The organism is Streptomyces sp. NPDC056738, assembly GCF_042790435.1.
Classification (GTDB): domain Bacteria; phylum Actinomycetota; class Actinomycetes; order Streptomycetales; family Streptomycetaceae; genus Streptomyces.
Genome location: NZ_JBHTZF010000011.1, coordinates 351,027 through 376,755, shown reverse-complemented (window position 1 = coordinate 376,755; position 25,729 = coordinate 351,027). Strand labels below are relative to the sequence as shown.

Below are 25,729 nucleotides of genomic sequence, written 5' to 3'. Positions count from 1 at the left end.
ACCGGCGCGTCGACCCGACCGCCCTCCGAACGCGGGAAGAACTCGTACCACGCCCCGTAGAGCGCCCGCTCCCGCTCCACCAGCAACGGCAACGGCTCGGACGAGGTCACCAGCTCGCGCAGCGGGTGCTCCGCGAGGACGGCGTCCACCTGCGGGGTCAGCGCGGCGGCGAGACGGGAGGCCACCGGGCGGCCGGTGTCGCGCAGCGCGTCCACGGCTCCGAGGAGCGTGTCCCTGCTCCTCTTGCCCCGGGTCCCCTTCGGCAGGCCGGCCACCGCCCGCTCGTACAGCAGGGCGCCCTCCTCCAGCACCAGCTCGGTGTCGAGACCGGCCGGGATCTTGATGCCCGCGTGATGCCGCCAGGTCGTGACCGGGTCTCCCCACGCCTCCACCGTGTACGTCCAGCGGCCCTCCGTGCCGGCACTCACCCTCGCCCCCCAGCGGTCCGTGCCGGGGGCCAGCTCGCGCATCGGTGTCCACGGGCCGGGGCGGCCGTCCGGGTCGCGCAGGACGACGTTCGCGGCGACGGCGTCATGGCCCTCGCGGAAGACCGTGGCCGACACCTCGAACTCCTCGCCCACCACCGCCTTGGCGGGACGGCGTCCGTGCTGGACGACCGGGCGGACGTCGAGGACGGGGATCCGCCCGACGGCCGTCGCCGGAGTGACGGCGGTGAGGGGCGCGTCGGGGGCGCGGGTGGCGGGGACGGCGGCCCGGGCCGTTTCGGGAGCGGCCTTCGCCCCCTTCGGAGCGCTCTTCCCCGCCTTGGGAGCGGCCGTCTTGGCGGTCTTGGCCGCCTTGGCCGTCTTCGGGGCGGAGGACTTGGCCGTCTTGGGAGCGGACTTGGCCGCCTTGGAGCGCGCCGTGGTGGCCTTGCGCTCGGACGTCGCCGGAGCCGGCGCGTCCGCGGACGGCGTCTCCGGCGTGGTGGCGGGGGTGCCGGCGGCGGAGGTGCCGGGGTCGGTGCCGGCCGCGGCCGACGGTTTCCCGGGTGCGGCGGACGAAGCGGGTGTACGGGACCCGGATTCGGCCGCGCGTGTCCGGGGGGTCTCGGGGGTGGTCGTCGGGGGTGGCGACGTGTGGTGCGTGGCGGGCATGACCGCTCCTGTCCGCGTCAACGTGGGTGGGCGGATGGCGTGTGGGGAGGTGGGGCCTGCGGGCGTACCGGAGGAGCCTTCCCACCCTATGCGGGTGGGCATTCCGGCACTTTGTTAACTACTCACGCGTATGTCTACACACAAGACCGGCCTCGTCCCGGGCAGGCGAGGCCGGTGCGGTGTGGCCGAATCACCCTGGTCGTGCCGGCGTCACCCCAGGGTCAGCCGATGTGCAGGAGCCTGTCCGGCGAACCCGTGCCCGCACCCGACACCTTTCCCGGGACCGCCCGTCTCACCAGCGCCTTCGCCACCTGCGCGGGTGCGGCCCGTGGATGGTCCGCCAGATACAGCGCGGCCGCGCCGGCGGCGTGCGGGCTCGCCATCGACGTTCCGGAGTAGGTGGCTTTCGCCCTGTCTCCGGTGTACGAAGTCGACGTGATGTCCACCCCCGGCGCGAAGAGGTCCAGCGAGGGCCCGGAGTTCGAGAAGCGCGCCCGCGCGTCGGTCCGGTCCGTCGCGCCGACCGTGAGCGCCTCCGCGACCCGGGCGGGGGAACAGAGCGAGGCCGGCAGCCCGGAGTTGCCCGCCGCGACCGTGTAGGTCACGCCGGAGGCGATGGAGTTGCGGACGGCCGCGTCGAGCTGGGCGTTGGCGGGTCCGCCCAGACTGAGGTTGGCCACGGCCGGCTTCCTCGCGTGCCGGGTGACCCAGTCGATGCCGGCGATGACCTGGGCGGTGGAGCCGGCGCCCCTGTCGTCGAGGACGCGGACGGCCACGATCCTGGCCTTCTTCGCCACGCCGTACCCGGCCCCGGCGACCGTCCCCGCGACGTGGGTGCCGTGGCCGTTGCCGTCCTGGGCCGTCCCGTCGCCGTCGACGAAGTCCCAGCCGTAGCTCGCCCGGCCGCCGAAGTCCCGGTGGGTGACACGGACACCGGTGTCGATGACGTAGACGGTCACCCCCGAGCCGGCCGAGCCGGGTGCCGTGTACCGCCGGTCGAGCGCCCGGCCCCTCTGGTCGATCCGGTCCAGCCCCCACGACGGCGGGTCGCTCTGGACCCGGTCGGCGCTCGCGCGGCCGGCCGGCACCGAGCCGGCGGCCACGCGGTCGGCCAGGGCCCGGCCGACCGTGACACCCGGATCTCTCACCCCCTCGAACGTCACCCGGGTGTCCTGGACGACGGAGGCCACACGGGGGTCCGCGGCGAGCCGCCCGGCCTGTCTCGCGTCGGCCCGCACGGAGAAGCCGTTGAGAGCCGTGCCGTAGGTGTGGCTGATTCTCGCTCCGTACCGTTCGGCGACGCTCACGCCGGCCGACGACGGAGCCCGCGTACCGCCCTTGAGTGTCACGATGTAGCTGCCGCTGACGGAGCCCGGCTCCCCCGCGCCGGACATCCGTCCCGCCCGGGCCGCCCGCGCGGGCGGGGCGTTGGCCGAAAGCACCGCGGCCGTCGCGACCGCCGTGAGCCCCGCCGCCCAGCGCAGACGCCACTTCCTCGTCCGTGCCATGACCTGAGTTCCCCTCCTCGACGCGACGTACCGAGGCCGGTCCGGCCGCTGGGACGGGGTCCGGCCGTACGCCACCCAGTGAGCCTCTCGTGCGGTGCGAAGCATCACAAGACCGCCTATGCGGGTGGAATCGGCCATGCCCTCCCTGAGCCGTCCGCGAAGGTTGCGTCGATTTCACGCCGATGTCACACGGTCGGCTCCGATCGGGGGCCGTGCCGCGATGCGCCGTGTCGCGAAGGCACCCTCGCCGCTAACGTCGTGGGTGACGAAGGGCGCACAACGCCGTGCGTCCCTCAGCCGCGTACGTCCTCCGTGAAGGTGGAATTCGTGAAGGCGATCCGCAGATTCACCGTCCGACCCGTGCTCCCCGAAGCCCTTCACCCGCTCAGTGACCTGGCCCGCAACCTCCGCTGGTCCTGGCACGCAGAGACCCGCGACCTCTTCCGGTCCGTCGACCCCGAGCGCTGGGCCGCGTGCGGCGACGACCCCGTGCGCCTGCTCGGCAGCGTGCCCGCCGGGCGGCTCGCGGAACTCACCGAGGACAGCCGCTTCCTGCGCCGTCTGGCCGAGGTCCGCGACGACCTGCGCGAGTACATGGGCGGCGACCGCTGGTACCAGACACAGACCTCCGACCTGCCCGCCGCCATCGCCTACTTCTCGCCCGAGTTCGGCATCACGGCCGCCCTGCCGCAGTACTCGGGGGGCCTCGGCATCCTCGCGGGCGACCACCTCAAGGCGGCCAGCGACCTCGGTGTCCCGCTGATCGGCGTCGGCCTGCTCTACCGGCACGGCTACTTCCGCCAGTCCCTGTCCCGCGAGGGCTGGCAGCAGGAGCACTATCCGGTCCTCGACCCCAACGAACTGCCCGTGGTGCCGCTGAGCGAGGACGACGGCACCCCCGCCCAGGTGTCCCTCGCGCTGCCCGGCGGCCGCGCGCTGCGCGCCCGGATCTGGCTGGCCCAGGTCGGCCGCGTCCCGCTGCTGATGCTCGACTCCGACGTCGAGGAGAACGGCGTCGGCGAACGCGGGGTCACCGACCGGCTCTACGGCGGCGGCAGCGAGCACCGGCTGCTCCAGGAGATGCTCCTCGGCATAGGAGGGGTGCGGGCGGTCAGGACGTACTGCCGCCTGACCGGGCACCCGCAGCCCGAGGTGTTCCACACCAACGAGGGGCACGCGGGGTTCCTCGGCCTGGAGCGGATCGCCGAACTCGGAGACAAGGGACTGGACTTCGACTCCGCGCTGGAGGCGGTCAGGGCCGGCACGGTCTTCACCACCCACACGCCGGTGCCCGCCGGCATCGACCGCTTCGACCGGGAGGTGGTCGCCCGCCACTTCGGCGCCGACGCCGAACTCCCGCGCATCGACGTGGAGCGCGTCCTCGCCCTCGGCATGGAGACCTATCCCGGAGGCGAGCCGAACCTCTTCAACATGGCCGTGATGGGCCTGCGGCTCGGCCAGCGGGCGAACGGCGTCTCCCTGCTGCACGGCCAGGTCAGCCGGGAGATGTTCTCCGGGCTCTGGCCGGGCTTCGACCCCGACGAGGTGCCGATCACCTCGGTCACCAACGGCGTCCACGCACCGACCTGGGTGGCCCCCGAGGTCTTCCGCCTCGGCGCCCGGCAGGTCGGCGCGCAGCGCACCGAGGACGCGCTGACCGTCGGCGGCTCCGACCGCTGGGACGCGGTGGCCGAGATCGCCGACCAGGAGATCTGGGACCTGCGCAGGGTGCTGCGGGAACAACTGGTCATGGAGGTACGGGACCGGCTGCGGGCCTCCTGGCGCCAGCGCGGCGCCGGCACGGCCGAACTCGGCTGGATCGACGGCGTCCTCGACCCCGACGTCCTCACCATCGGCTTCGCCCGCCGCGTCCCCTCGTACAAACGTCTGACGCTCATGCTGCGCGACCGCGACCGGCTCATGGACCTGATGCTGCACTCCGAGCGGCCGGTCCAGATCGTCGTCGCGGGCAAGGCGCACCCCGCGGACGACGGCGGCAAGCGGCTGATCCAGGAACTGGTCCGGTTCGCGGACGACCCGCGGGTGCGCCACCGGATCGTCTTCCTGCCCGACTACGGCATGGCCATGGCGCAGAAGCTCTACCCGGGCTGCGACATCTGGCTCAACAACCCGCTGCGTCCGCTGGAGGCGTGCGGCACGAGCGGGATGAAGGCCGCGCTCAACGGCTGTCTCAACCTCTCCGTCCTGGACGGCTGGTGGGACGAATGGTTCCAGCCGGACTTCGGCTGGGCGATCCCGACCGCGGACGGCACCGCGACCGACGACGACCGCCGGGACGAGCTGGAGGCCGCGGCCCTGTACGACCTGCTGGAGCAGCGGGTGGCCCCCCGCTTCTACGAGCGCGGCCAGGAGGGACTGCCCGACCGGTGGATCGAGATGGTCCGCCGGACGCTGACCCACCTCGGGCCGAAGGTCCTGGCCGGCCGGATGGTGCGCGAGTACGTGGAGCGCCTGTACGCCCCGGCGGCCCAGGCCCACCGTTCCCTCACCGCCGGGACGGCCCGTGAACTGGCCGCCTGGAAGTCACGGGTCCGGGCCGCCTGGCCGCAGGTCACGGTCGATCACGTCGAGGCGTCCTCGGCCACCACGACCGCCGAACTGGGCACCACGCTGTCGCTGCGCGTCCGCGTCGGCCTGGGCGACCTCGTCCCCGACGACGTGGAGGTGCAGGCGGTGGCGGGCCGGGTCGACGGGGACGACCGCATCGCGGACGCGGTCTGTGTCCCGCTGAAGCCGACCAACGGCCCGGACCTGGAAGGCCGTTGGGCGTACGAGGGCCCGTTGTCCCTCGACCGCACGGGCTCCTTCGGCTACACGGTCCGGATCCTGCCGTCGCACCGCCTGCTGGCCTCCGGCGCGGAACTGGGTCTGGTGGCGGTGCCCTCGGAGGAGACGGGAGAGGGCGCGGGTCTGCTGATGCGCTGAGGCGCAGCCCGCGCGACCGGCGTGATCGGGGCGAGCCGTGCACCACGGCTCGCCCGGGTCGCGCCGGTCTGCCGTCTCAGGAGTCGAGCCCCGCGCACAGCCGCCGCATCACCTTGCCGCAGCGCTGGGCGTAGGCGTGCTGCAGACCGCGGGTGACGGCGCCGCCCGCGCGGGCGTACCACTTGGCCGCGCGGCTGAAGGCCGTGATCGTGAGCCAGACGGTGCCGTCGCCGGTGCGCGAGACGACGAAGGCCTCCTCGCCGCACTCGGGATGACCGGAAAGGGTCCCGTAGGCCCAGGCGGTGCGCCGGTACTCCTCGGCGGTCCAGACTATGCGGCAGGGGGCCTTGATCAGGCCGATGCCGACCGTGACGTCGACCCCCGGCGCCGCCTTGCCGGCCTCGGAGACCATGCGGATCCCCATGGCCCGGTGCATCTCCCAGGTCATCAGGGCTTCGGACGCGCGCCGGAAGACGGCTTCGCCCTCGCCGATGCGGGAGCGGACGTGCAGTCGGTGGAAGCCCGGGGGGCAGCGGTCCTCGCGGGTCGCGCCCACGTCCTCGTACGTGTAGGGCATGGGGGCAAGCGTAAGGCGGCACCCGGCACGATTCCGTGCCGGGTGCCGCCTCGGTTCGATTACGTTCGCACTAGCTGACGTTGACCGCGGTCCAGGCCGCCGCCACCGTCGCGTACTCGGTGCTGCTGGAGCCGTACAGCGCGGACGCCGCCGACAGGGTGGCCGTACGGGCGCCCTTGTAGTTCGTCGACGAGGTCATGTAGGTCGTCAGCGCCTTGTACCAGATCTGCAGGGCCTTGGCCCGGCCGATGCCGGTGACCGTCGAGCCGCTGTAGGTCGGGGAGTTGTAGCTGACACCGTTGATCGTCTTCGAACCGCTGCCCTCCGAGAGGAGGTAGAAGAAGTGGTTCGCGACGCCGGACGAGTAGTGCACGTCCTTGTTGCCGACGGTGGAGGACCAGTAGTCCGCGGAGCCGCCGTCCTTGCTCGGCTTGTCCATGTAGCGCAGCGGGGTGCCGTCGCCGTTGATGTTGATCTTCTCGCCGATGAGGTAGTCGCCCACGTCGGAGGAGTTCGCCGCGTAGAACTCGACACCGGTGCCGAAGATGTCCGAGGTGGCCTCGTTCAGGCCGCCGGACTCGCCCGAGTAGTTGAGGCCGGCGGTGTTGGCGGTGACGCCGTGGCTCATCTCGTGGCCCGCGACGTCGAGCGAGGTCAGCGGGTGCGTGTTGCCCGAGCCGTCGCCGTAGGTCATGCAGAAGCAGCTGTCGTCCCAGAACGCGTTGACGTACGCGTTGCCGTAGTGGACGCGCGAGTACGCCCCGACGCCGTTGTTCTTGATGCCGCTGCGGCCGAAGGTGTTCTTGTAGAAGTCCCAGGTCACCTGCGCGCCGTAGGCGGCGTCGGCGGCCGCGGTCTGGTCGGTGGTGGAGCTGGAGGCCGCGCCGGTGCCCCAGACGTCGTCCGCGTCGGTGAACAGCGTGCCCGCCGACGACGACGTGGTGTGCGACTTGTTGTACGTCTTGTGGCTGCCGCGGGTGCCGTCGGTCAGGCTGTACGTCGAGCCCGACAGGGTGGTGTTGAGCGTGACCGTGCCCGAGTAGAGCGTCTTGCCGGTTCCGGTCTCGATGCCCTGGTACTCGTAGAGCTTCTTGCCGGTGGCCGCGTCGGTGATGACGTGCAGCTCGTTGGGGGTGCCGTCGTCCTGGAGGCCGCCGACGACGGTCTCGTAGGCGAGGGTCGGCTTGCCGCTCGCGGCCCAGATCACCTTGCGGGGAGCCTGGTCGGCGGCGGTCTTGGCCGAGCCGGCGTCCTTGGCGGCGGTCAGCGCCTGCTTCTCGGCCTTGGCGGTGGTGACCAGCGGCTTGAGCGAGGCGACCTTGATGGCCGTCTTGGTCGCACGGGTCACGCCCTCGGTCTTGCCGGCCTTCTCGTGCACGACGAGGTCGCCGCCGAGGACCGGAAGTCCGTTGTACGTGCGCTCGTAGCGGGTGTGGACCGTGCCGTCGGCATCCTTGACGACGTCTCTGACGACGAGCTTCTCCTTGGCACCGAGGCCTATGCGCTGAGCCGTCTCCGTCTTGGCGGCGTCGGCCTTCTGGATGAGCGCGGTGCGGGCGGAGGCGGAGAGCTGGACCGGGGCCGCGGCGAGGGGGGTGACCCGGCCGGCGGGGGAGGCCTCGGTCTGGGCGGAAGCTCCGGTGGTCAGACCGGTGGTGAGCAGGGCTCCGGCGGCGACAGCGGTGGCGATGGCCAGAGTGGTGCGCTTGTGACGCGCGTAGAGGGGGGTCACGCAAGCTCCTTCTTGTGGGGACGTCCGAACGGCGTGGGGGCCGGATGGACGGTTGGGAAGTTGCGGTGCAGGTGAGCCGTGCGGGTGAAGCGTGCCATCCCAGCCGCGTACATGTCAGGAGCCCATAAAGACCTTGGCCGAAAATCGTCGACCAGGTGAACAGTTGGGTCACCGGAGCGCGATCCGGCCCGCGCCAAGGGCGGGTCGGCGCAAACTCCCTTTCCGGCAAAAGGAGGGCGCCGCCCCGGGGAGTCGAACCTCCGGGGCGGCGCCCTGGCGCACCGCTCGCGCGCGGACTTCCGGCGCGGCCTACGGGAAGGTGAGCTTCCAGCTGTTGATGTAACCGGTGTCCTGGGCCGCCTTGTCCTGGACCTTCAGTTTCCAGGTGCCGTTGGCGACTTCGGAGGACGCGTTGACCGTGTAGGTCGCGTTCACGTTGTCCGCCGAGTCGGACGAGCTGGTGCTCTTCAGGCGGTAGGTCGAGCCGTCGGGGGCGACCAGATCGATCTGAAGGTCACCGCGCCAGGTGTGCACGATGTCGACCGCCACCGCGAGGTTCGACGGGGCGTTGCCGGTACGGCCGCTGACCGTGATCGACGACGTGACCGCGGCGCCGTTGTCCGGAATCGATACGTCGGCCGTGTTCTCGAACGACGTGCCGCCACCGCCGCCACCGCCCGGCCGCGAACCGACGTTCACGGCGGCCCAGGCGTTCTGCACCGCCGTGTACTCGGCGCTCGTGGTGCCGTACAGCTCGCCCGCCGCCGCCAGCGTGCCGGTACGGGCCGACGCGTAGTTGGTGGTCGAGGTGAACTTGGTGGTGAGCGCGCGGTACCAGATCTGGAGCGCCTTGTCGCGGCCGATGCCGGTGACCGGAAGCCCGTCGGAGGTGGGCGAGTTGTAGCTGACGCCGTTGATGACCTTGGCGCCGCTGCCCTCGCTCAGCAGGTAGAAGAAGTGGTTGGCGACACCCGACGAGTAGTGCACGTCGACGTTGCCGACTCCGGAGTACCAGGAGTCCTTGGAGGCGCCGTCCTTGCTCGGCTTGTCCATGTAGCGCAGCGGGGTGCCGTCGCCGTTGATGTCGATCTTCTCGCCGATGAGGTAGTCGCCCACGTCGGTCGAGTTGTTGGCGTAGAACTCCACGCCGGTGCCGAAGATGTCGGAGGTCGCCTCGTTCAGACCGCCGGACTCGCCCGAGTAGTTGAGGCCCGCGGTGTTGGAGGTGACGCCGTGGCTCATCTCGTGGCCGGCCACGTCGAGCGCGGTCAGCGGGTCGGCGTTCCCGGACCCGTCGCCGTAGGTCATGCAGAAGCAGCCGTCGTCCCAGAACGCGTTGACGTACGCGTTGCCGTAGTGGACGCGCGAGTACGCCCCGACGCCGTTGTTCTTGATGCCGCTGCGGCCGAAGGTGTTCTTGTAGAAGTCCCAGGTCTCCGCGGCGCCGTAGTGGGCGTCCGCGCCGGCCGTGGCGGCGTTCGACGTGGTGCCGTTGCCCCAGGTGTCGTTCGTCTGCGAGAACAGCGTGCCGGTGCCCGACGAGCCGTGGTTCAGGTTGTACGTCTTGTGGCCGCCGCGCGCGCCGTCGGTCAGCGTGTAGTTGGAGCCCGACTGCGTCGTCGTCAGGGTCACCTGGCCGCTGTACTGGGTGTTGCCGATGCCGGTCTCGATGCCCTGGTACTCGTAGAGCTTCTTGCCGGTGGCCGCGTCGGTGATGACGTGCAGCTCGTTGGGGGTGCCGTCGTCCTGGAGGCCGCCGACGACGGTCTCGTAGGCGAGGGTCGGCTTGCCGCTCGCGGCCCAGATCACCTTGCGGGGAGCCCGGTCGGCGGCGGTGCTCTTCGAGCCGGCGGCCCTGGCGGCGGCCAGCGCCTGCTTCTCCGCCGTGCCCGCGGCGATCGAGGGCTTGAGGTCGGCGACCTTCAGGGACGCCTTCGTCGCCTTGTAGACGTGCCCGGTCCGCCCCGACTTGGAGGTGTCGACGACCAGGTCGCCGCCGAGGACCGGCAGTCCTTCGTACGTCCGCTCGTAGCGGGTGTGGACGGTGCCGTCCGCGTCCTTCATGACGTCACGGGCGACGAGGCTCTCGCCGGCGCCGAGACCCAGGTCCCGGGCGGTGGTGGCCTTGGCCGCGTCGGCGTCGCGTATCAGCTCGGCGCGCTGGGAGGCGCTGAGCTTCATGGCGACGGCGCCCGGGTTGACCCGGCCCGCACGGGGGGCCTGTTCGGGGGCGGCGCTCGCGGCGCCCGACTGGACGGCCGCGGCCAGCAGGGCGGTGACGCCGACGAGGGCGACACCGGTGACGCGGCGCTTGGTGATGTGGGAGGTGCGTCTGTGGGGAGAACTGCTGCTCAACACTGACTCCTTCTGCATGGCCGCGGATCGCGCGGCCAGGGGAGACCGGACGATCGACGAAACCGTCCGGGCAGAACTGGGCGTACGCGGAACCAGGTGCATGGGGTCGTTCGGCCCGTCACAGCCGACGTTGCTGTGAGGTGGCTGTGAAGTGGCCGAGGGAAGAGTGGCAGGAGATAACCCTTTCTGTCAGGACCGCGTCACAAAAATGGCCGGAAACGGTCCGTTGTCCGGTTAGTCATGTTCGATATACGGACTGGCCTTCGGATGTTCGCCCCGGCGTGCGGGGTGACGGTGTTTCGGCCAAACCCTCCGGCCAACCTGCGGCCGGCCTTCGGGGCGCCCCGGCGCGGGGCCCCGGCCGGCCGCGCGTACCGCCAGATGACCGGCCCGCCGTCAGCAACGGAATGAAGCCCCGACCCTTTCGGGGGCCTTCCGGCACGTCCGCCCGCCCGGTCCCGGCCCCTGCGGTTTGAGTGATCAACGGCATTCCGGTCCGTACCCGGCGTCCCCGACCGGGCGAGGCGGTGCGATCCGGACAGGCATACCCGCAGGAGGTTTGGTGAGAAGGTCACATTGGTGTGCGAGCCTTGCGGCGCTGGGAGGCCTGGCCGGCTCCCTGATGCTCGGCTCCTCCGTCCCGGCCGCGGCGTCCGGCCACCCCGGCGACAGCCGCACGGCCGGCACCGTCCCCACCCTGTCCGCCACCCCGGAGCCCAAGCCGGCCCCCGGGCACGTGAAACCGGCGGACCAGCCGAACGCGTCCGACCCCTCGCGCGTGTGCCGGGGGCTCGTGCCCGACCCCATCCCGCCGAGGCTGCGCCGCCTCTACTTCTGCGGTGACTGGCGCCTCGGTCCCCGGTGGCTGCCGACCAGGGGCATCCTGGGGAACATCCTCCAGCGCTACGACCGCCTCGGCGGTCTCACCGCCGTGCAGTTCCTCGACAAGTGGTGGGACCCCACCGCCGACTCGGGCCAGGGCGACTGGCGTTACCCGCCGGACGACGGCTTCACCCACCGCAACGGAACGGTGGTCGCCGCCCCGCTCGTCCTCCACGCCGGCCTGCGGCTCGACCGCTTCGGCAGCGAGGCGGGCCGCTTCCTGGCCCCGAAGGGCACCAAGTACGGCAAGCGTGTCATCCCGCCGTCGAGCCTCAACACCTCCGACCCGCGCTACCCGTACAACTACCACTCCTACAAGCTGGCCAAGGACGTCACGGTCTGCGCGGGCAGGACCGCCCCCGGCTTCGAGCAGCCCGGCCTCGGCACCCAGTACGTGACGTCGAGCCGGTTCTGCCCCGACATCCCCCGCACGACGGTGGCGGATCTCGTGAGCAACGGCACGCTGGTACGCACCAACGGCTGACCACGCGCCCTCCCACGGAGGCGCACGACCGCGCGCGGAAGCCGGACCCGGCGACGACCGGGCCGGCTCCGCCCCGGCGGAAGGCCGATCACATGGACCGGTTCGCGCTGTGCCGGGCCCTCGAAGCGGCCCGGATCCCCGCCACGTCCTACGAGATCGTGGACTGCCCGGGCCGGCACCTCGCCGCCGACCGCTACTTCCTCGACGGCCACGAGGGCGACTGGACCGTGGGTGTCCACGAGCGGGGGGCCCGCCAGGTCTTCGAGCGGTTCACCGATGAGGACGAGGCCTGCCGGTGGATCCACGACCGGCTTCTCGGCGGGCCCCCGCCCGCCGCGGCCCCCGCCCCCGGAGAGCCCGCCGCCCCGCCCCCGGACCCCGAGGCCCTGCAACGCCAGGCCGACGACGACCTGGAAGCGGCCCTCGCCGAACTGCTCCGCGGGACGGCCGGGACGCCCGGCGAGGAGCCCCCGGAAAGCCCTCCCGCGTAGCCGGCGCCGTGAGCCGGCCGCCTCCGCCGACGCGGTTCAGCCGGCGGAGGGGTCCCGGTCCCCGTGCCACGAGTGCCACAGCGCCGCGTACGGCCCCCCGGCCGCCACCAGTTCGTCGTGCGTGCCCAGTTCGGACAGCCGGCCGTCCTCCATCACCGCCACCCGGTCCGCGTCGTGGGCGGTGTGCAGCCGGTGGGCGATCGCGATGACGGTCCGCCCCTCCAGCACGGTGGCCAGCGCCCGCTCCGTGTGCCGGGCGGTCGTCGGGTCCAGGAGCGCCGTGGCCTCGTCGAGGATCAGCGTGTGCGGGTCGGCGAGCACCACCCGGGCCAGCGCGAGCTGCTGGGCACGGGAGCCGTCGACGTGCAGGGCCTGGGCCCCCAGCTCGGTGTCCAGCCCGTCCGGGAGGTCCCCGGCCCAGTCCTTCGCGCCGACCGCCGCGAGGGCGGCCCACAACGCGGCGTCGTCGGCGTCCGGTTCGGCGATGAGCAGGTTGTCGCGGAGCGTGCCGAGGAACACGTGGTGCTCCTGGGTGACGAGCACGACGTGCCGGCGGAGCTGCTCCGGGTCGAGGTCGACGACCGGCACCCCTCCGACCGTCACCGACCCGCTGCCCGGGGCGTCGACCCCCGCGAGCAGTCTGCTCAGCGTGGTCTTCCCCGCCCCGGAGGGGCCCACGACCGCCAGCCGTTCCCCGGGCCGCACCGTCAGATCGACCCCGCGCAGCACCTCGCCGCCCCGCTCGTACGCGTAGCGCACGCCCGTGACGTCGATCCGGTCGTCCGCCGGCACGGGTGAGCCGGCCGGGACGGCGCGCGGCGCGCCCGCCAGACCCTCCACACGGGCGAACGAGGCGCCGCTGCTCTGCAGTTGCTCGACCTGGCTCAGGATCTGGTCGAGCGGTTCGGCGAGCCGGTGCAGATACAGCGTCGCGGCGACCACCGTGCCGAGACTCAGCGTGCCCCGGGCGTGCAGCGAGCCGCCCACCAGGAGGACCGCCACGACCGGCACGACGTACGAGGTCTCCACGGCCGGGAAGAACACGCTGCGCAGGAACAGGGTCCGCATCCGCGTCACCCGGGACACCTCCAGCGCGTCCCGGCTCGCCCGGGTCCGGCGCTCGCCCAGCCCGAACGCCTCCACCGTGCGGGCGCCCGACGCGGTGGCCGCGAGGATCTCGGCGACCTCCGAACCGGCGGCGCCCTGGGCGAGATAGGCGGTGCGCGCCCGGCGCAGATACCAGCGCAGCGCGAAGCCGATCCCGGTCAGTCCCAGCACCCCGCACAGGCCGAGCAGCGGGTCGATGACGAAGACGGCGACGAGGACGAACAGCGCCTGCGCGCCGGAGATCAGGAGCTGGGGCCCCGTGTCGCGCAGGGTGGTGCCCACCTCGGTGACGTCGGCGGTGGCGCGTGCCGTCAGATCACCGGTGCCCGCCCGTTCCACGACCGACGCGGGCAGCGTCAGGGTCCGCTCCACGAACTCCTCGCGCACCCGCGCGAGCGTCCGCTCGCCGAAGCGGTAGCCCACGTACGCGGCCCAGCGCGACAGCAGGAGCTGGACCAGCGCGGCCAGCAGGATGACGAGCGCCGGCCCGTCCACCGCCTCGACTCCGGCGCCGTCGCGCACGTCGTCGATCATCCGCCCGAGCAGCCAGGGGCCGACCAGACCGGCTCCGGCGGCCAGCGCGTTGAGGCCGAGCACGGCGGCGAACACCCGCCCGTCCGCGCGGATGAGCCGCAGCGCCGCCCGCCGCACCTCGGCGCGTCCCGCCACCGGCAGCCGGCCCGTCACAGCGCCACCTCCTCGTCCACGCCCCCCACCGGGCCCGCGTCCCCGGCGTCCCCCGGCTCCGCGTCCTCCTCGGGCTCCCCGTCGCGGGAGACCAGCGACCGGTATCCCGGTTCCGTCCGCAGGAGTTCGCGGTGGCTGCCGGTGGCCGCGGCCTTGCCGTCGACGAGGAAGCAGACGGTGTCCGCGTGGTCCAGGACGAGCGGCGACGTGCTCGTCACGACGGTCGTACGGTCCGTGCGGGCGGCGCGCAGCCGGGCCGCGACCGTCGCCTCGGTGTGGGCGTCGAGCGCCGAGGTCGGTTCGACGGCGAGCAGCACCTCGGGATCGGCGAGGAGCGCGCGCACGAGCCGGACCCGCTGCCGCTGGCCGCCGGACAGGTTGCGGCCCTGTGCGTCGAGGGCCGCGTCGAGGCCGTCCGGCAGCCCGAGGACGATGTCGTCGGCGGCGGCCGCGCGCACGGCCCGGCCGATGGTCCCGTCGTCGGGCTCCCGGCGTGCCCCGACGGTCTCGCGCAGCGTGCCGGCGAACAGATCGGCCTCGTTGTCGGCGACCAGGATCCGTTCGCGCACCTGGGGCAGGGCGACCGCGTCGAGCCGTACACCGCCCCAGGTCACGTCCGAGGCGGCGTAGCGGCCGAGGCGGTCGACCACGGCGGCGGACTGTTCGGGGCGGGCCCCGGCCAGCACGGTCAGCCTTCCCGGGACCACCCGGACCCCGGACTCCGGATCGTGCAGCACCGCCGGGGATCCCGGGGCGTCGAGCGCGTCCGGGGGAGTGGCGACGGGCTCCAGGGAGAGGAACCGTACGACGCGCCGGGCGGCGACCACGGCCCGGGAGAGTTCGTAGCCGCACTCGATGAAGAAGTACACCGGCAGGACGAGGACCGCGACATAGCCGTACACGGACACCAACTGGCCGATGGTGATGTCGCCCTGGGCCGCCAGCCGGGCCGCGAGCCAGGTCACCGCGGCCAGCAGGACGGTCGGCATGCCCACGCCCAGGGCCTGGATCCAGCTCGTCACCGCGCCGACCCGGTAGCCCTGTTCGCGCAGCTTCCGCGAGTCGCGGCGGAACGCGTCCGCGAACAGCCCCTTGCCGCCGAGCCCGTTCAGGACGCGCAGACCGCCGGCGAGGTCGCCGACGCGCGCGGTCAGGACGGACTGCCGTTCGCGGTAGCCCGTCTCGGCTCCCTGGAGGCGGACCGTCAGCGGCCCGACGAGCCCGGCCGTCAGCGGCACCCCGAGCAGGATCACCGCGGAGAGCTGCACCGAGACCGGCAGCAGCAGCGCGGCCACCACGCCGTAGGTGACGACCGCGGCCAGACCGGGCCCGACGACCGTCAGCGAGTTGCTGATCGTGTTCACGTCGCGGACACCGACCGTGACGATCTCCCCCGTGCCGGTCTGCCGCGAGAGCGCGGCGCCGAGCCGGGCCGCGTGCTCGACCACGAGCTTGACCGTACGGAAGTTGGCGTCCATCCGGACCCTGGTCATCGTGCGGTGCCGCACGACACCCAGACCGGCGTTGAACGCCCCGGTGCCGAGCACGGCGGCCGTCCAGCCCGCCAGCGCGGCCCCGTCCCCCGGCTCCAGCCCGTCGTCGATGGCCCGGGACAGGAGATACGGCGTCAGTGCCGTGAGCCCCATCCACACGGTGGACACCACCGCGCCGGTGACCGAGCGGTGCGCCTGCCGGGTGACCAGCCACCACAGGAACCGCCAGCCGCCCCGGCGGTCCGGTGTCCCCGGATCCCCGTACGTGTCGATCATCAGCCCTCTTCCGCTCCCTCTCCGGCCGCCGCCCGCGGCGTGACCGGCCCGTGGGCACGCCCGTCCACTAGACGAGACTGTCCCGCCAGGCCTTGTGCAGGTCCGCGAAACGGCCCGTGCCCGCGATCAGTTCGGCGGGCGGCCCGTCCTCGACGATCCGGCCGTGTTCCATCACCAGGACCCGGTCGGCGATCGCCACCGTCGACAGCCGGTGCGCGATGACCACCGCCGTACGGCCCCGCAGGACCGTCGACATGGCGCGCTGCACCGCCCGTTCGCCCGGGATGTCCAGCGAGCTGGTCGCCTCGTCGAGGATCAGGACCGCCGGGTCGGCGAGCAGTGCCCGGGCGAAGGCGACGAGTTGGCGCTGGCCGGCGGAGATCCGGCCGCCGCGCTTGCGCACGTCCGTGTCGTAGCCGTCGGGCAGCGCGCTGATGAAGTCGTGCGCGCCGATCGCCTTGGCCGCCCGCTCGATCTCCTCGCGCGACGCCTCGGGGCGGCCGATCGCGATGTTCTCGGCGACCGTGCCCGAGAACAGGAACGCCTCCTGGGTCACCATCACGACGCCGCGCCGCAGTTCGGGCACCGCGAGCTCGCGCAGATCGACGCCGTCGAGCAGGACCCGGCCGTCGGAGGGGTCGTAGAACCGGGCCAGCAGCTTGGCCAGCGTCGACTTGCCGGCGCCGGTCGAGCCGACCACGGCCACCGTCTGTCCGGCGGGCAGGGTGAGCGAGAAGGAGGGCAGGACATCGCCGCCGGTGCGGTACGCGAAGCGGACCTCGTCGAACACGACCTCGCGGCCGGGGTGTTCGGACGCGAGGGCCGGAAGCTGCCGGGGCACGGACGGCTCCGGCACGGACGGTGTCTGGGCCAGCAGACCGGCGATCTTCTCCAGCGAGGCCGCGGCGGACTGGTAGGAGTTCAGGAACATGCCGAGCCGGTCGATGGGGTCGTAGAGCCGGCGCAGATAGAGGACCGCGGCGGCGAGCACACCGAGCGCGAGGGAGTCCGAGGCCACCCGGTAGGCGCCCCACAGCACGATGCCCGCGACGGCCGTGTTGGCGACCAGGCGGGAGCCGACGACATAGCGGGCCATCTCCAGCAGCGCGTCGCCGTTCGTCCGCTCGTGGCGTCGGTTGAGGACCTTGAACTCGGCCTCGTTGGCGGCCTCCCGGCGGAACGCGCGCACCGGCCGGATGCCGTTCATCGTCTCCGCGAACTTCACGATCACCGCGGCGATCGTCGTCGAACGGACGGCGAAGATCTGTCCCGCGCGGCGCTGGTAGCGGCGGATGAGCAGGTAGAGCGGCACGAAGGAGGCCACCGCGACCGCGCCCAGACCGAGGTCGAGCCAGAGCAGCATCGCCGAGATGTAGACGAAGGACAGGATGACGGTGACGAGCTCCTGGAGCCCCTCGCTGAGCAGTTCGCGCAGCGACTCGACGTCCGTCGTGGAGCGGGAGATCAGCCGGCCCGAGGTGTAGCGCTCGTGGAAGTCGACGCTGAGCGCCTGGGCGTGCCGGAAGATCCGGCCGCGCAGGTCGAGCAGCACGTCCTGGTTGACCCGGGCCGAGGCGATGATGAAGGCGTACTGGAGCCCGCCGGAGGCCGCCGAGCACAGCAGGTAGGCGGCGCCGACCGCGATCAGCGGCCCGTGGTCGTCCTGCCGGAACGCCGGTACGGCGCGGTCGATGGCGTACGCGACGAGCAGCGGGCCCGCCTGCACGGCCGCCTGCTGGAGCAGCAGCAGAACGGTGGTCAGGGCCACCCGGGCCCGCAGTGGGGCGAGCAGCGAGCGCAGCAGGGTCGCGGTCGCGCCCGGGGGAGCGGGCAGGGTGTCGTGGTCGAAGGGGTCCTGGTGCGGCTCGGGCCCCGAGGGCGCGTCGGTCTTCGGTTCCTTGTCCGGTGCGGTGGTCGTGGGCGCCGCCGTCATCGGCCGTCCTCCTCTGTCCCCGACATCAGGTGGGCGTATTCGGCATGGGTGCGCAGCAGTTCGTGGTGGGTGCCGACCGCCGTGATGCGGCCGTCGGAGATCAGGGCCACCCGGTCGGCCAGCAGGACCGTGGAGGGGCGGTGCGCCACGATCAGGGCGGTCGTCTCGGCCAGCACCCGGCGCAGGGCGGCCTCGACCGCCGCCTCGGTGTGCACGTCGAGCGCCGACAGCGGGTCGTCGAGCACCAGGAAGCGCGGGCGGCCGACCACCGCGCGGGCCAGCGCGAGCCGCTGCCGCTGCCCGCCGGACAGGCTGAGGCCCTGTTCGCCGACCTGGGTCGCCGTGCCCTGGGGCAGCGTGTGCGCGAAGTCGGCCTGGGCGACCGCGAGAGCGCGGTCCAGCTCCTCGCGGCCGGCACTCTCGGGGGCGCCCATCAGGACGTTCTCGCCGACGGTGGCCGAGAACAGGGTGGGTTCCTCGAAGGCGACGGCCACGAGTTCGCGCAGCTCCTCGCGGGGCATCCGCGTGATGTCCCGGCCGTCCAGGGTGATCCGGCCGGACGTCACCTCGTGCAGGCGGGGCACGAGGGCGGTGAGGGTGGTCTTTCCGCTGCCGGTGGCGCCGACGAGGGCCATGCTCTCGCCGGAGCGGACGTGCAGGTCGATGCGGGCGAGCACCGGGGGCGTGTCCGCGGGGGCGTCGGGGTAGCGGAACTCGACACCGTGGAAACGCAGTCCGCTGTCGCTGTCGTTGTCGCTGTCGCTGTCGCTGTCGCTGTCGGTGCTGGTGCTGGTGCTGGTGCTGGTGCCGGTGCCGGTGCCGGTGCCGGTGCTTGTGCCGGTCGCGGGCGGGGCCGCGGGGGCGACCGCGGCCGCGGTGCCGTCCGACTCCGGTGTCGCCCGCATGACCTCGAAGTACCGCTCGGTGGCCGTCGCGGCCTCCTGGCTCATCGCGAGGAGGAAGCCGATCGAGTCGACGGGCCAGCGCAGCGCGAGCGCCGTCGACAGGAACGCCACCAGCGTGCCGGCGGACAGACGGCCGTCGGCGACCTGCACCGTGCCGAGGACGAGGGCCGCGCCGATCGCGAACTCGGGCAGGGTGACGATGACGCCCCAGATGGAGGCGAGCAGCCGGGCCTTGACCAGTTCCGTGCCGCGCAGCGTCCGGGACAGCTCGCGAAACGCCCGCGCCTGGCTGCGATGGCGGCCGAACCCCTTGATGATCCGGATGCCGAGCACACTCTCCTCGACCACCGTCGTCAGATCGCCGACCTGGTCCTGGGCCCGCCGCGCCACCTCGGCGTAACGCCGCTCGAAGAACCAGCAGACGATCATGACGGGGACGGCGGGGGCGAGGAGGACCAGCCCGAGGGTCCACTGCTGGGCCAGCATGATGCTGATGCCCGCGAGGATCGTCACGCCGTTGACCAGCAGGAAGGTCAGCGGGAACGCCAGGAACATGCGGACCAGCATCAGATCGGTGGTCGCCCGGGACAGGAGCTGGCCGGACGCCCAGCGGTCGTGGAAGGCGACCGGCAGGCGCTGGAGATGACGGTACAGATCGGCCCGCATCCCGGCCTCGACCCCGGCCAGCGGGCGGGCCACCAGCCAGCGGCGCAGCCCGAACAGACCGGCCTCGGCGATGCCGAGCAACAGCAGATACAGCGCCCCGAGCCAGACGCCCGCCGGATCGTGCCCCGTGACGGGACCGTCCACCATCCACTTCAGGATCAGCGGGAACACGAGCGAGAGACAGGAGGCGACGACGGCGACGAACGCCGCGGCGAACCATCTCGCCCGCACCGGGCGGACGTAGGGCCACAGGCGCAAGAGGCTGCGTACGGTCGAACGGTCGGGGTGGCCGTGGGCGGCGGCGTCGGAGGAGGTCATCATGAGCGAGCCTACGTTTCACCACTGACAGTGCCCACCGAGTTTTCGGCACGTCCGGACCGTCCGGGGCGCTCCGCGACCGGTCGTCCCCGGGGCCTTCGAGGAGCGGTACGGCGCTGAACCCCGGGGCCTTCGAGGAGCGTCGCGGCGCTGATCCCCAGGGGGCGTCGCGACGCCGCCCCCGAGGCACGTCGTACCGCTCCGTCAACCGATCGGACGATGCCGGTCCGAGCGCGACGGCCGATGCGACGGCGGGGCCCCCGCTGCGACGCTCGGGGCATGTCAGTCATCGAAGTGAGCGGACTGCGCAAGTCCTACGACGGCCGGAGCGTCGTCGACGACGTCTCCTTCCGCGTCGAGGAGGGCGAGATCTTCGGGATCCTCGGCCCGAACGGCGCCGGCAAGACCACCACCGTCGAATGCGTCGAGGGACTGCGGGTCCCCGACGCGGGCCGCGTCCGGGTCGCCGGCCTCGACCCCTTCACGGACCACGAGGCCACCAGCCGTGTCCTCGGCGTGCAACTCCAGGAGAGCGGACTCCAGCCGAAACTGACCGTCCGCGAGGCGCTCGAGCTGTACTCCGCGTTCTACCCGAAGCCCGCCGACTGGCGCCCGCTGGCCGAGCGCCTGGGGCTGACCGGCCGGCTCGGCACCGGCTTCGGCAAGCTCTCCGGCGGCCAGAAGCAGCGCCTGTTCATCGCGCTTGCGCTCATCGGCGACCCGCGTGTGGTGGTGCTCGACGAGCTGACCACCGGGCTCGACCCGCGGGCGCGCCGCGACACCTGGGAACTCATCGAGGACGTCCGCGACCGGGGCGTCACCGTCCTGCTGGTCACGCACTTCATGGAGGAGGCGCAGCGGCTGTGCGACCGGATCGCGGTCATCGACAAGGGGCGCCTGGCCGCCCTCGACACCCCGGCCGGTCTCGTCCGCCGCTCCGCCGGTTCCACCGTCATCAGCTTCACCCCGTCCGCGCCGCTGGACGACCGTGACGTCCAGGCGCTCCCGGCGCTCGCCTCCGTGGCGACCAAGGACGGCCGCGTCACGCTGTCCGGCACCGACGAGACCGTGAACGCGGTCATCACCCTGCTCGCCCGGCACCGCGTCACCGCCCACCAGCTCCGCGTCACCGACGCCACCCTGGACGACGCCTTCCTGGACCTGACGGAGGTCACCGCGTGAACACCGCCGTGCTGCGCGCCGAGTTGCGGCTCTTCCGCCGTGAACCGGGCGCCCTCTTCTGGATCCTGATCTTCCCCACCCTGCTGCTCGTGATCCTGGGGTCGATCCCGGCGCTCCGGCACCACCGGCCCGAACTGGGCGGCCTGCGCACGATCGACGTCTACGTCCCGGTCGCCGTGCTCCTCGGCATGATCGTCGGTGGTCTGCAGTCGATGCCGCAGAACCTCACCGGCTACCGCGAACAAGGCATCCTGCGCCGGATGTCCACGACGCCGGTCCGGCCGTCCGCGCTGCTGTCCGCGCAGATGCTGGTCTACGGTTCGGCGGCCCTGCTCTCCGCCCTGTGCGCCCTCGTCGTGGGCCGGCTCGCGTTCGCCGTGCGGCTTCCCCGGCAGCCGTACGGCTATCTCCTCGCCCTGCTCCTGGCGGTCCTGGCCGCGCTCGCCCTGGGCGCGGTGGTCTCCGCGCTGTCCCGGACGACGAAGATCGCGGGCGCGATCGGATCGGCCGTGTTCTTCCCGGCCATGTTCTGCGCGGGCGTGTGGCTGCCGGTGCAGTCCATGCCGGACACCCTCGCCCGGATCGTCGGTTGCACGCCGTTCGGCGCCGCCGCGCAGGCCCTGAACCGGGCGGCGGCGGGGAACTGGCCGGGCTGGACGCACCTGGGGGTGCTGGTGGCCTGGACCGCGCTGCTCACCGCGGGTGCCTCCCGCTGGTTCCGGTGGGAGTAGGCACCGCCCGGAGCGGGCCGATGCAGACTGGGGGCATGGACGCGGGGGACGGGCGGATCGAGCGACGTCTGGAGCAACTGCACACCTGGGGGCCGTACGGTCTGCTCGGCATCAGCGTCGTCCTCGCGCTGGTCGCCACCGGCCAGGTGGAAGGCCGGGCCGAGTGGCAGACGGACGCCGGCCTGGTCGCCGCCGCGATCGCGCTCCAGCTCTGGTGGCACGGCACCCGCTCACGCCGCCCCGCCCGCGGCAGGATTCCCTCCCCGGCCGGGACGGCGTACTACGTACTGCGCTGGGCCATCGCCTTCACACTCACCCTGAGCAGCGGGTTCTTCGCGTTCTACGCCTCCGCCGGATACATGGACGCCGACGAGCTGATCCCGGGCATGTGGCGCAGGCTCGGGCTGTTCGCCGCCGCGATCACCGTGGCGGGGGCGCAGTGCGGCGGGCTGCCGCCGAGGGGCGCGGCCCAGTGGGCCGCGTTCGGGGCGCTCCTGGCCGCCAACTCCGGTCTCCAGACGATCGTGGCCCACCTCACCGAGCAGGAGGAACGGCGCTCCCGCGAACGGGCCGGGACCATCGCGGAGCTCGAACGCACCAACGCGGCGCTTCAGCAGGCCCTCGACGAGAACGTCGCCCTGCACGCCCAACTCCTCGTCCAGGCGCGGGAGGCCGGGATCGCCGAGGAACGCCGACGGCTGGCCGCCGAGATCCACGACACCATCGCCCAGGGCCTGACCGGGATCATCGCCCAGCTCCAGGTCGCCGCGAACGCGGCCGGTCCGGCCGCCGCCCGCGTCCACCTCGAACGGGCCTCGGCGCTCGCCCGCCACAGTCTCGGCGAGGCCCGCCGCTCCGTGCACAACCTGGCCCCCGTGGCGCTGGCGGACGACGGGCTGCCCGAGGCGCTGAAGAAGACGGTCGCCGAATGGGCGGAACGCACCGGAATACGCGCCGAGTTCACCGTCACCGGAACCAGCGAGCAGCTCCACGACGAGGTCGCGGCCACCCTGCTGCGCATCGCCCAGGAAGCCCTCTCCAACGCCGGGCGCCACGCGGCGGCCGGCCGGGTCGGAGTGACGCTGAGCTTCATGGGCGACGAGGTCACCCTCGACGTGCGCGACGACGGCCGCGGCTTCGACCCGATTGCCGTCCCCGCCCGCACGGGCGCCGGCGGATTCGGCCTCGACGGCATGCGCGCCCGCGCCGAACGCATCGCGGGCCACCTCGCCGTGGAGTCCGAACCGGGCCACGGCACCGCGCTGTCCGCTCGCGTACCGTTGGTACGCCATGACCGATGACACCCGCATCTCGCTGCTGATCGTCGACGACCATCCCGTCGTACGGGACGGCCTGCGCGGCATGTTCGAGTCCGCCCCCGGCTTCACCGTCCTCGGCGACGCGGCCGACGGGGCCGAGGCGGTCGAACGGGCCGCCGTCCTGGACCCGGACGTGATCCTGATGGACCTGCGGATGCCGGGCGGCGGGGGAGTGGACGCCATCGCCGAGCTGACCCGGCGCCGCTCCCGGGCCCGCGTCCTCGTCCTGACCACCTACGACACCGACTCCGACACCCTGCCGGCGATCGAGGCGGGTGCCACCGGCTATCTGCTCAAGGACGCGCCCCGCGACGACCTGTTCACGGCCGTGCGGGCCGCGGCGCAGGGCCGTACGGTGCTGTCCCCGGCCGTCGCCTCCCGCCTGGTCTCGGCCGTGCGGGCGCCCGCCTCCGCCGAGACCCTCTCGGCCCGCGAACGCGAGGTGCTGGCCCTGGTGGCCAAGGGCACCTCGAATCGCGAGATCGCCCGCGAACTGTTCATCAGCGAGGCGACCGTGAAGACCCATCTCACGCACGTGTACGCCAAGCTGGGCGCGAAGGACCGCGCGGCCGCGGTGGCGACGGCGTACGAGCGGGGCATCCTCGGCTGACCGGGCCGCGCCCCGGTCAGCCGGCAGGGCGTGCCGCCGTGGGACCGCGCCCTCAGCGGACCCTGAGCAGCAGCACGGACCGCGCCGGCACCGTGATCGCCGTGCCCGCCCGGTGGGTGAGCGCGGGCGCCGCGGCCTGGTCCTCGCGCGAGGTGTCCACGACCACCTCGTACGCGGTGGCCCAGGGCGTCCCCGGCAGCTCGAAGGAGGCCGGCCGGTCCCCGGCGTGCAGCACGGCGAGGAAGCTGTCGTCGACGACCGGGGCGCCCCGCGCGTCCCGTCCGGGGATGTCCCGGCCGGACAGATACATGCCGAGGGTGGCGGCCGGCGCGTACCAGTCCCGTTCCGTCATCTCGGTGCCCCGCGCGGTGAACCAGGCCAGGTCCCGCAGTCCGTCGGCCGAGTGGGCGCGCCCGGAGAAGAAGGCCCGGCGGCGCAGCACGGGATGCGCGTGCCGCAGCGCGATCAGACGGGACGTCAGCTCGAACAGGGCCCGCCAGTGCGGGTCGTCGAGCTGCGACCAGTCGACCCAGCTGATCTCGTTGTCCTGGCAGTAGGCGTTGTTGTTGCCCCGCTGCGTGCGCCCGAACTCGTCCCCGGCGACGAGCATCGGCACCCCCGTCGACAGCAGCAGCGTCGTCAGCAGGTTCCTCAACTGGCGCCGCCGCAGCGCCCGCAGGCCCTCGTCCTCGCTCTCGCCCTCCGTGCCGCCGTTCCAGGCCCGGTTGTCGTCCGTGCCGTCCCGGTTGCCCTCGCCGTTCGCCTCGTTGTGCTTGCGCTCGTACGACACGAGGTCGCGCAGGGTGAAACCGTCGTGCGCGGTGACGAAGTTGACGGAGGCGTACGGGCGCCGGCCGCCCCAGGCGTACAGGTCGCTCGACCCCGACAGGCGGTAGCCCAGATCCCGTACGTCGGGCAGCGCCCCGCGCCAGAAGTCCCGTACGGCGTTGCGGTAGCGGTCGTTCCACTCCGTCCACAGGGGCGGGAAGGCGCCGACCTGGTAGCCGCCGGAGCCCACGTCCCACGGTTCGGCGATCAGTTTGACCCGGCGCAGCACCGGATCCTGGGCGATGACGGCGAGGAACGGCGAGAGCATGTCGACGTCGTGCATGGACCGGGCCAGGGCCGCCGCCAGGTCGAAGCGGAACCCGTCGACGCCCATCTCGGTGACCCAGTACCGCAGCGAGTCCGTGATCAGCCGCAGCACCTGCGGCTGCACGACGTGCAGGGTGTTGCCGCAGCCCGTGTAGTCGGCGTAGCGGCGGGCGTCCGACTGGAGCCGGTAGTACCCGCGGTTGTCGATGCCGCGCAGCGACAGCATCGGGCCGAGCTCGCCCGCCTCGGCGGTGTGGTTGTAGACGACGTCGAGGATGACCTCGATCCCCGCCGCGTGCAGCGCGCGCACCATCCGTTTGAACTCGCCGACCTGCTGGCCCCTCGTGCCGGAGGCGGCGTAGGCGGCGTGCGGGGCGAAGTAGCCGATCGAGTTGTAGCCCCAGTAGTTCTTCAGGCCCCGGCGCAGCAGATGGTCCTCGTGCGCGAACTGGTGCACCGGCAGCAGCTCCACCGCCGTCACCCCGAGGTTCACCAGGTGCTCGACGGCCGCGGGGTGGGCCAGTCCGGCGTACGTGCCGCGCAGTTCCTCGGGGACCGAGGGGTGCAGACGGGTGAATCCGCGCACGTGCAGTTCGTAGATGACCGAGTCCGCCCACGGGGTCTTGGGGCGGTGGTCGTCCGACCAGTCGTCGTCGTCCTGGACGACAACGCCCTTGGGGACGAGGGGCGCCGAGTCGCGGTCGTCGCGCACGGTGTCGGCGACCTGCTGCTGCGGCCAGTCGCGGACGTGCCCGTACACCTCCGGCGGCAGGGTGAAGTCGCCGTCCACGGCGCGGGCGTACGGGTCGAGGAGCAGTTTCGCCGGGTTCCAGCGGGCGCCGGTCCACGGGTCCCAGCGGCCGTGCACCCGGAAGCCGTAGCGGCGGCCGGGGAGCACTCCGGGCACGAAACCGTGCCAGATCTCGTGGGTGAGCTCGGTGAGCGGGACGCGGGTCTCGGCGCCCCGTTCGTCGAAGAGGCACAGGTCGACGGCCTCCGCGCCGCCCGCCCACAGGGCGAAGTTGGTGCCCGTGGTGCCGTCGGGACCGACCCGGAAGCGTGCTCCGAGCGGGGTCGGGGAACCCGGCCAGGCACCGACGGGAGGCGCCGCCGGGCGCCGTGAGCCGTTCAGCGCGGGAGCGGCCGGCTCCACCGCCGGGTCCGCGGGCGCCGGTACGGCGGCGGGCGGTGCGGCGGGGGCCGGCCCCGCCGGGTCCGTGACGGTCTGCGCGGGCAGCCCGCCGCCCGCGGCGCGTCCCTCCTGGACCGCCTCCTGCTCGGGTGCGCTCGACACCGGTCAGCCTCCCACGGCTCGTGGAACGGCACGGAAAAGGG

General features: G+C 72.8%; 17 protein-coding genes. 7 read left to right on the top strand and 10 right to left on the bottom strand.

Annotation, left to right across the window (positions count from 1 at the left end; genetic code table 11):
- Positions 1-1,097 (bottom strand): maltotransferase domain-containing protein (locus ACFRIC_RS28450; RefSeq protein WP_382791264.1); only part of this gene is annotated, 1,097 nt, incomplete at its 3' end.
- Between the two features lie 221 nt (positions 1,098-1,318).
- On the bottom strand, positions 1,319-2,605 hold the full coding sequence (locus ACFRIC_RS28445) for a S8 family peptidase (protein ID WP_382791261.1): 1,287 nt from the start codon (positions 2,603-2,605) through the stop codon (positions 1,319-1,321).
- 327 nt (positions 2,606-2,932) lie between these two features.
- On the opposite strand from ACFRIC_RS28445, the gene ACFRIC_RS28440 reads away from it, so the two are divergent.
- Positions 2,933-5,551, top strand: a complete 2,619-nt coding sequence (locus ACFRIC_RS28440) for a glycosyltransferase family 1 protein (protein ID WP_382791258.1) — start codon at positions 2,933-2,935, stop codon at positions 5,549-5,551.
- A gap of 76 nt (positions 5,552-5,627) precedes the next feature.
- Here the strand turns inward: ACFRIC_RS28440 and ACFRIC_RS28435 are convergent, their stop codons facing one another.
- The 3 genes from ACFRIC_RS28435 to ACFRIC_RS28425 all read right to left on the bottom strand — a co-directional run bounded on the left by ACFRIC_RS28435 (position 5,628) and on the right by ACFRIC_RS28425 (position 10,215).
- Entirely contained in the window at positions 5,628-6,128 is a 501-nt protein-coding gene (locus ACFRIC_RS28435; RefSeq protein WP_382791256.1) for a DUF1990 family protein, read from the bottom strand.
- A gap of 70 nt (positions 6,129-6,198) precedes the next feature.
- Positions 6,199-7,860 (bottom strand): M4 family metallopeptidase, encoded by a 1,662-nt coding sequence (locus tag ACFRIC_RS28430; protein WP_382791254.1) that lies wholly within the window; start codon positions 7,858-7,860, stop codon positions 6,199-6,201.
- A 309-nt stretch (positions 7,861-8,169) separates the two neighbouring features.
- Positions 8,170-10,215 carry a M4 family metallopeptidase gene (locus tag ACFRIC_RS28425; RefSeq protein WP_382791251.1) on the bottom strand — a complete coding sequence of 682 codons (2,046 nt, stop codon included), beginning with the start codon at positions 10,213-10,215 and terminating at the stop codon, positions 8,170-8,172.
- A gap of 562 nt (positions 10,216-10,777) precedes the next feature.
- Between ACFRIC_RS28425 and ACFRIC_RS28420 the strand changes: the two genes are divergently transcribed.
- Positions 10,778-11,581: a TNT domain-containing protein gene (locus ACFRIC_RS28420; RefSeq protein ID WP_382791248.1), complete on the top strand. Its 804-nt coding sequence runs from the start codon at positions 10,778-10,780 to the stop codon at positions 11,579-11,581.
- Positions 11,582-11,673: 92 nt separating this feature from the next.
- The gene (locus tag ACFRIC_RS28415) at positions 11,674-12,072 is read left to right on the top strand and encodes a hypothetical protein (RefSeq protein WP_382791246.1); all 399 of its coding nucleotides are present in this window, start codon (positions 11,674-11,676) and stop codon (positions 12,070-12,072) included.
- Between the two features lie 36 nt (positions 12,073-12,108).
- Here ACFRIC_RS28415 and ACFRIC_RS28410 read toward each other — a convergent pair whose 3' ends face one another.
- From ACFRIC_RS28410 to ACFRIC_RS28395, 4 genes are all read right to left on the bottom strand, one after another.
- Positions 12,109-13,866, bottom strand: a complete 1,758-nt coding sequence (locus ACFRIC_RS28410) for an ABC transporter ATP-binding protein (RefSeq protein ID WP_382791244.1) — start codon at positions 13,864-13,866, stop codon at positions 12,109-12,111.
- On the bottom strand, positions 13,863-15,635 hold the full coding sequence (locus tag ACFRIC_RS28405; RefSeq protein WP_382791241.1) for an ABC transporter transmembrane domain-containing protein: 1,773 nt from the start codon (positions 15,633-15,635) through the stop codon (positions 13,863-13,865). Before ACFRIC_RS28405 ends, ACFRIC_RS28410 begins: the two co-directional genes overlap by 4 nt.
- Before the next feature lie 67 nt (positions 15,636-15,702).
- On the bottom strand, positions 15,703-17,568 hold the full coding sequence (locus tag ACFRIC_RS28400) for an ABC transporter ATP-binding protein (protein WP_382791238.1): 1,866 nt from the start codon (positions 17,566-17,568) through the stop codon (positions 15,703-15,705).
- Entirely contained in the window at positions 17,565-19,457 is a 1,893-nt protein-coding gene (locus ACFRIC_RS28395) for an ABC transporter ATP-binding protein (protein WP_382791236.1), read from the bottom strand. The genes ACFRIC_RS28400 and ACFRIC_RS28395 overlap by 4 nt, the downstream gene beginning before the upstream one ends.
- A 279-nt stretch (positions 19,458-19,736) precedes the next feature.
- Between ACFRIC_RS28395 and ACFRIC_RS28390 the strand changes: the two genes are divergently transcribed.
- From ACFRIC_RS28390 to ACFRIC_RS28375, 4 genes are read left to right on the top strand one after another with little or no spacing between them, the layout of a single operon-like run.
- Positions 19,737-20,639: an ABC transporter ATP-binding protein gene (locus ACFRIC_RS28390; protein ID WP_382791233.1), complete on the top strand. Its 903-nt coding sequence runs from the start codon at positions 19,737-19,739 to the stop codon at positions 20,637-20,639.
- Entirely contained in the window at positions 20,636-21,370 is a 735-nt protein-coding gene (locus tag ACFRIC_RS28385; RefSeq protein ID WP_382791230.1) for an ABC transporter permease, read from the top strand. The genes ACFRIC_RS28390 and ACFRIC_RS28385 overlap by 4 nt, the downstream gene beginning before the upstream one ends.
- A gap of 35 nt (positions 21,371-21,405) precedes the next feature.
- Complete coding sequence (locus tag ACFRIC_RS28380; protein WP_382791227.1) at positions 21,406-22,671, top strand: ATP-binding protein; 1,266 nt, start codon at positions 21,406-21,408, stop codon at positions 22,669-22,671.
- Positions 22,661-23,299, top strand: a complete 639-nt coding sequence (locus ACFRIC_RS28375; protein WP_382791225.1) for a response regulator — start codon at positions 22,661-22,663, stop codon at positions 23,297-23,299. The genes ACFRIC_RS28380 and ACFRIC_RS28375 overlap by 11 nt, the downstream gene beginning before the upstream one ends.
- 52 nt (positions 23,300-23,351) lie before the next feature.
- Here the strand turns inward: ACFRIC_RS28375 and glgX are convergent, their stop codons facing one another.
- A complete protein-coding gene (gene glgX, locus ACFRIC_RS28370) occupies positions 23,352-25,688 on the bottom strand; it encodes a glycogen debranching protein GlgX (RefSeq protein ID WP_382791223.1) in 2,337 nt (778 codons plus the stop codon).
- Between the last annotated feature and the right edge of the window lie 41 nt (positions 25,689-25,729).

What these genes read in the sequence shown, in the direction of transcription:
- ACFRIC_RS28435 (WP_382791256.1), bottom strand. Translation starts at nt 6,128, where the DNA reads ATGCCCTACACGTACGAGGACGTGGGCGCGACCCGCGAGGACCGCTGC.
- ACFRIC_RS28390 (WP_382791233.1), top strand. Translation starts at nt 19,737, where the DNA reads ATGTCAGTCATCGAAGTGAGCGGACTGCGCAAGTCCTACGACGGCCGG.
- ACFRIC_RS28380 (WP_382791227.1), top strand. Translation starts at nt 21,406, where the DNA reads ATGGACGCGGGGGACGGGCGGATCGAGCGACGTCTGGAGCAACTGCAC.
- ACFRIC_RS28415 (WP_382791246.1), top strand. Translation starts at nt 11,674, where the DNA reads ATGGACCGGTTCGCGCTGTGCCGGGCCCTCGAAGCGGCCCGGATCCCC.
- ACFRIC_RS28400 (WP_382791238.1), bottom strand. Translation starts at nt 17,568, where the DNA reads ATGACGGCGGCGCCCACGACCACCGCACCGGACAAGGAACCGAAGACC.
- ACFRIC_RS28375 (WP_382791225.1), top strand. Translation starts at nt 22,661, where the DNA reads ATGACCGATGACACCCGCATCTCGCTGCTGATCGTCGACGACCATCCC.
- ACFRIC_RS28405 (WP_382791241.1), bottom strand. Translation starts at nt 15,635, where the DNA reads ATGATCGACACGTACGGGGATCCGGGGACACCGGACCGCCGGGGCGGC.
- ACFRIC_RS28445 (WP_382791261.1), bottom strand. Translation starts at nt 2,605, where the DNA reads ATGGCACGGACGAGGAAGTGGCGTCTGCGCTGGGCGGCGGGGCTCACG.
- ACFRIC_RS28395 (WP_382791236.1), bottom strand. Translation starts at nt 19,457, where the DNA reads ATGACCTCCTCCGACGCCGCCGCCCACGGCCACCCCGACCGTTCGACC.